The organism is Devosia sp., assembly GCF_040509215.1.
In the GTDB taxonomy this organism is placed as follows: Bacteria; Pseudomonadota; Alphaproteobacteria; order Rhizobiales; family Devosiaceae; genus Devosia.
The window spans coordinates 1-3,594 of record NZ_JBEVLL010000388.1 but is presented as its reverse complement, the minus strand read 5'-3'; the positions used below and the strand labels follow the sequence as shown (position 1 = coordinate 3,594).

5 protein-coding genes are annotated in these 3,594 nt (G+C 62.5%); 2 read left to right on the top strand and 3 right to left on the bottom strand.

Features of this window, described 5'->3' with window-relative positions; genetic code table 11:
• Positions 1–117: 117 nt before the first annotated feature.
• Together rnhB and ABW043_RS21705 are read right to left on the bottom strand one after the other, a co-directional pair.
• Positions 118–813, bottom strand: coding sequence for a ribonuclease HII (rnhB, locus tag ABW043_RS21710; protein WP_353923279.1), 696 nt, complete (start codon positions 811–813; stop codon positions 118–120).
• Positions 813–1,178: a DUF4180 domain-containing protein gene (locus ABW043_RS21705; protein ID WP_353923278.1), complete on the bottom strand. Its 366-nt coding sequence runs from the start codon at positions 1,176–1,178 to the stop codon at positions 813–815. The genes rnhB and ABW043_RS21705 overlap by 1 nt, the downstream gene beginning before the upstream one ends.
• 77 nt (positions 1,179–1,255) lie before the next feature.
• Here ABW043_RS21705 and ABW043_RS21700 point away from each other — a divergent pair, with 77 nt between their 5' ends.
• Positions 1,256–1,837 (top strand): hypothetical protein, encoded by a 582-nt coding sequence (locus ABW043_RS21700; protein WP_353923277.1) that lies wholly within the window; start codon positions 1,256–1,258, stop codon positions 1,835–1,837.
• Here the strand turns inward: ABW043_RS21700 and ABW043_RS21695 are convergent.
• A complete protein-coding gene (locus tag ABW043_RS21695) occupies positions 1,834–2,709 on the bottom strand; it encodes a phosphotransferase family protein (protein ID WP_353923276.1) in 876 nt (291 codons plus the stop codon). The genes ABW043_RS21700 and ABW043_RS21695 overlap by 4 nt on opposite strands.
• 88 nt (positions 2,710–2,797) lie before the next feature.
• On the opposite strand from ABW043_RS21695, the gene ABW043_RS21690 reads away from it, so the two are divergent.
• Positions 2,798–3,490 (top strand): HAD family hydrolase, encoded by a 693-nt coding sequence (locus ABW043_RS21690; RefSeq protein ID WP_353923275.1) that lies wholly within the window; start codon positions 2,798–2,800, stop codon positions 3,488–3,490.
• Positions 3,491–3,594: the final 104 nt, after the last annotated feature.

Here is a 3,594-nt window from a genome sequence, read left to right as displayed (position 1 = left end):
TCGGCCGACTGGGCCGTACGCGCGGTACGCAACATGCAACTATCCCTAACGCAGTACTAACCATGCCTTTGTACTTCGTCAGGGTTAATGGAGCGTTTGTAAGGGGTTAGCGAGGGGTTAACCCTCGATTGTGGCGGTTGTTTTTTGGACGAGAAGTGCGGCCACCGGGGCGAAGGCCGAGCGGTGGTGGCGGCTGGGGCCGTGGAGGTTGAGGGCCTTCAGGTGCGCGGCGGTGCCATAGCCCTTGTGGCCGGCAAAGCCGAAATCGGGCGCGTCGCAATCCATGATGGCGCACATGCGGTCGCGCATGACTTTGGCGACGATCGAGGCGGCGGCGATGGAGACGCTGCGGCCGTCGCCACCGATCAGCGCAATGCCGGGACAGGGGAGGCCAGGGGGAATGTCGCGGCCATCGACCAGCACGCAATCGGCGGTGCAGGGCAGGGCGCGGACGGCGCGGGTCATGGCGGCAAGGGTAGCACCACGGATGTTGAGATTGAGAATGTCGGAGGGCGGGGCGCTGACGATGGCTACATCGGCGACGGCCAAAATTTCTTCGAACAGTTCGGCGCGGCGCTCGGGCGTCAGTTTTTTGGAATCGTTGAGGCCATTGGGAATGCGATTGGGGTCGAGGCGGACGGCCGAGACGACGACCGGGCCGGCAAGCGGACCGCGGCCGGCTTCATCGACGCCGACGACGCAGCGTGCGCCGCGGTCATAAGCCATCTGCTCGTGGCTGAAATCAGGAAATTCGGCTTCGGGCGCGAAGAGTTCGGCGGTGGTCTGTAAGGTCACGGTAATTTTGCGCGCCATCAGCGGGCCCGGCCGAAGCCGGCCTCCATGGCAGAGCGATCGGCTGCAAAGAAATGGTGGCCGATGCGATTGGTCTCGCCGACGAAATCGGTGAGGGCTTTGCTGTTCGCCATGGCGGCGGAGATGTCGCCTAGGATGACGAGGCGCATGGAATAGTTCTGCATCTTCTGGATGAAGTGCCCTGCCTGCTTGTTGCTGAGGACGAAAAAGTCGTGATCGAGGCGCGACACGGGAATGGCGACGGCGTCGGCTTCGAGACCATAAGTGGCACCGATGACGTCGAGCGCGTCCCGCTCGGAACCGAGTTTTGGCCCGGTCTCGTCAAGCAGCATCACATTGAGGCCATTTATCTTCTCGAGCGCCAAGCCTGTCGTCCTCTGGTCATCTTTCTGGGGTCACTGATATAAGAGTCTGGCCGGGGGGCAAAGACGAGAGTGTTTTAATGCGTCATGTCGCACGCCTTGCCGCCCTGCTGCTGCTCACGATTCCGGCAGCGGCCGAACCTTTTCATCACTCCTACGGCGAATGGCGCGAATATTTCCGCGATTGGCTGGCGGCATGCCCGGACGCTATCGTGGAAGGCTCAGCCGACTATTACGGCTATTCCTGCTTTGCCAGCACCGGCAGCCAGGCGCAGAACAGCGCCAGTCTGCCCGCCTACAAGCTGACGCTGATCCGCAATCGGCTCGATGGCGAGCTTGATCTCGCCATCACCGTGGCGACGGACGAGGGCGGCTATGACGAGAGCCGGCCGATGCGGCTGCTTTTTGCTGGCGATGGGCCAGTGATGCTCAACATGGGCGAACACATCGAAACCCGCTTCAACGTGACCAATCAGTATTTCGTGGCTGATGCCGAACTCGAAGCGCGGCTCATCGACCGGATGAAGGAGCGGACGTCCCTCAAACTCATCGTGCCCATGACCGGGCAGGAGAAGCCGGCCGATGTCTGGCTGTCGCTGCAGGGCGTCATGGCGTCGCTCGACTTCATGTCGGCCTACGCGCGCAAAGTGGAACAGTATTAGGACCAGTCCTGAGGGCGGATGCTCACCCAGGCTTGAGCGGCTTCGAGCATCGCGGTCATGCCTTCTGGGTTTTCGTGTTCCTCGGCGATTTCCCAGAGGCGGTGCATGTCGGTGAGCAGGAGGATGCGGTCGCGGTCGAGTGTGCGGCCGCTGTGGCGCTCATAGCTGTTGATGATACGCGCTGTCAGGTCGGGCGCGATCAGGTTGGAATAGATGAATTCCTGGTGCAGCGGCCCGAAGCCGGAATCGCCGAAGTCGAAGATGCCGCCGAAGCGGTTTTGCGCTGGATCGTAGGCCATGTTCCAGCCGTGGCCGTCAAAGAGCCCGTAGGTTATGCCGTGGGGATCAGGGCCCAGAAGCTCCAATTTTTCCAGTGCCTCTTCTGCCCAGGGCACGAGGGCGGGCGTCAGATGGGGTGCAATGCGATGGCGGATGGTTTCGGCATCGAGCCATTCCTGCACTGGTCCGGCGCCGGCATTGGCAAGGAGGTCCGGATTGATGGCGTGGAGGTGTGCATAAAACTGGCCGAGGCGTTCGCCGATTTCGGCGCGCATGCTTTCGGGTACCTTGTCATAGGCGGCGGGGTCGAGGGCGCGACCGGGTAGTTTGGCGTGGATAGTGTGAGCGACGGGGATGTCGTGGAGATCCATGACGGGCACCGGCATCAGGACGCGTGGCGCGATGACGGAAAGCAGCAGCACTTCCCGGCGGAGGGACTGTTCGGCGACCTCGTGGCGCGGGAATTTTATGATGTAGCGGTCGTCGATATCGAGGGCGACGCTATCCCAGCCATCGGCCAGAATCGTGAAACGGGCGCCGGCAAATTGGGGATGGCCGGCGACGGTCAGTTCGCGCAGGCGTTCGAGAGACATGTGGGCGGGAATTTCTGGCACAATTTGCCTCGTTGACGATGCAGAAATTTCGTGGCGGTCTCACCCCCGATTTATCGACGGAATGACCATGACTCTCAAGCCCGGCGCCGGACTACTTTTTGACATCGATGGAACGCTGGTCGAGAGCGATCCGCTGCATCTCGAAGCCTTCAATCGTGCCTTTGCGCCCTATGGGCACCATTTTGACCGCGAACGCTTTGGGCGCGAGCTGCAGGGTCTCGCCAATGAGGCGATCGGCGCGCAGTTCCTGCCGCATGAGACGCCGGAGCGGCAGTGGGAAATCATGATGGAAAAGGAAGCCCTGTTCCGCTCGCTGGCTGCTGAGGGTGTCGAGCCGGTGCATGGGCTGTTTGCGCTGCTTGATTGGGCCGATGCGATCGGCTTGCCGGCGGTGGCAGTGACCAATGCGCCGCGGGACAATGCCGAGCAGCTTCTTAACAGCATCGGGGCGCGACACCGGTTCAAGGGGCTGGTGATCGGCGATGAGCTGGAATTCGGCAAGCCACATCCGCTGCCATATCTGGAGGGGCTGCGGATTCTTGGGGCTGATGCTCAGAACTGCGTGGCGTTTGAGGATTCGCGGACGGGGCTGAAGTCGGCGACTTCGGCGGGGATCGCGACGATTGGCATGGCGACGGGGCTGGAGCCGGCGCAACTGCTGGAGGCTGGCGCGACGCTGGCGGCGCGGGATTATACCGATCGGCAGATGCTGCGGTTCATTGCTGAGCGCGTTGGGGCGAGCGAGGCGCTGGGCGCCTGAGCCAAAGCATGGACCACCGGGACAAGCCCGGTGGTGACGATGAGCTGAGAGGCAGGGCAAAGGCCCCCCCACCCCCCCCCGCGCCCCCACCACACCCCCCAAGG

What these genes read in the sequence shown, in the direction of transcription:
- ABW043_RS21700 (WP_353923277.1), top strand. Translation starts at nt 1,256, where the DNA reads ATGCGTCATGTCGCACGCCTTGCCGCCCTGCTGCTGCTCACGATTCCG.
- ABW043_RS21695 (WP_353923276.1), bottom strand. Translation starts at nt 2,709, where the DNA reads ATGTCTCTCGAACGCCTGCGCGAACTGACCGTCGCCGGCCATCCCCAA.
- rnhB (WP_353923279.1), bottom strand. Translation starts at nt 813, where the DNA reads ATGGCGCGCAAAATTACCGTGACCTTACAGACCACCGCCGAACTCTTC.
- ABW043_RS21690 (WP_353923275.1), top strand. Translation starts at nt 2,798, where the DNA reads ATGACTCTCAAGCCCGGCGCCGGACTACTTTTTGACATCGATGGAACG.